At 41.1% G+C, this 1,671-nt stretch carries 2 protein-coding genes; one reads left to right on the forward strand and one right to left on the reverse strand.

Translation table 11 applies throughout. The annotated features are described in order from the left end of the window. A partial coding sequence (locus AB4496_RS27665; protein ID WP_372133202.1) for a plastocyanin/azurin family copper-binding protein occupies positions 1-327 on the reverse strand: 327 nt, incomplete at its 3' end. 566 nt (positions 328-893) lie between these two features. Here AB4496_RS27665 and AB4496_RS27670 point away from each other — a divergent pair. After that, positions 894-1,671, forward strand: a 778-nt coding sequence (locus AB4496_RS27670) for an FAD-dependent oxidoreductase (protein WP_372133205.1), incomplete at its 3' end; no start/stop codon positions are given.

Here is a 1,671-nt window from a genome sequence, read left to right on the forward strand (position 1 = left end):
TGCCACCATTCCGTGTCGGTGATGTACTTTACATTTTATGCCATAAACTCCGGGCTTATCAAAAGTGACTTCCTGAGCGTTTGACCCGGATATCATAAGAGGTTTAGCACCGTCAGGAAGCATCCCTTGAATGCTATGAGCAGTATGAGAGCCAACGGTTCCTTTAAAAAGCACCTTGTCACCAGGTTCGATTTCTACGTAATCAGGAATGAATTGGTACATCTTGTCGATGTTTTCAGAATTCATGTCCATCACTTGTTTGATGACCTTTGTTTCAGCAAACGCAGGGGCTGCAATAATAGATAGGATTAGTAAAATTAGGCGCATCGTATTCACTCTGTTAAATAAGAATTATTTTCAACAATGCTAATTTATTCAGGGTTTGGTTGGAAGTTGATTTTTACATCACACATGTGAATCAAAAGGGTTCTTGTGTTAGATCAAGCAAACAAACCGATGACCCAAGTTATAAACTGAGTTCATCTCGACATTAAAGGGCGAACAGCTTTGTTTACATTACGAATAGGTAGGAGTGGTTTTCACAATTACACATAGTTTTTCACGCAAACGGTGTTCTACATGTATTTATAGGCTTCTATATATATTTATAAGAAGCTAAATGAAAATGATTGTCATTTACTTACGTTGTTGGTAACCTGTTGTGAAAGTTTACAACCTACTTCTTAATGCGTTGAAGTGTATATAAAACCCCGCTAAACCCTACCAAACCTACGGTTATTCGTTTGCTTTGACTGATAATTAAGCAGTTCTACCTCTTTTGTTCTACCCCTTTTGGGTAGTTCGATTTCGTAATTGATTTACATCATATTTTCATTTTCTTTCATAATTCATTATTCGTGTAGTTAAGAAATATATAACCTTCAGGAATTCTTATGAGCAAGATGAAGCTAGTCGTAATCGGTAACGGGATGGTAGGCCATCGCTATATCGAAGATTTAGTCGAGAAGACAGATGTCGCTAACATGGACATCACGGTGTTCTGTGAAGAGCCTCGCGTAGCCTATGACCGTGTACACCTTTCTTCTTATTTTTCACACCATACTGCGGACGAACTTTCTTTAGTTAAAGAAGGCTTCTACGAGAAACACGGCATCAACATGCTGATCGGCGAACGTGCAATTAACGTTAACCGTGAGAAAAAGACTGTTTACTCAAGCACAGGTCGTGAAATTCAATACGACAAACTTGTTCTTGCAACTGGTTCTTTCCCATTCGTTCCGCCAATCAAAGGTCACGAAGGTAAAGACTGTTTCGTTTACCGTACAATCGAAGATTTGAAAGCGATTGAAGCAACCGCGAAGAACTCAAAGTCTGGTGTTGTTGTCGGTGGTGGCTTACTTGGCCTTGAAGCGGCGGGCGCACTGAAAGCACTTGGCGTAACCACACACGTTGTTGAGTTCGCTCCTAAGCTAATGGCTGAGCAACTTGACCAAGCGGGCGGTAACCAACTTCGTCAAAAAATCGAACGTATGGGCGTAAACGTTCATACAAGCAAAAACACGCTAGAAATTGCTCCTGAAGGCACTGAAGCTCGTAACGTGATGCGTTTTGCAGACGGAACTGAGCTAGAAACTGATTTCATCGTATTCTCTGCTGGTATTCGCCCACAAGACAAACTTGCTCGTCAAATGGGCCTAGGTATTGCACCTC

Source organism: Vibrio sp. 10N.222.46.A1, assembly GCF_041473595.1.
In the GTDB taxonomy this organism is placed as follows: Bacteria; Pseudomonadota; Gammaproteobacteria; order Enterobacterales; family Vibrionaceae; genus Vibrio; species Vibrio tasmaniensis_A.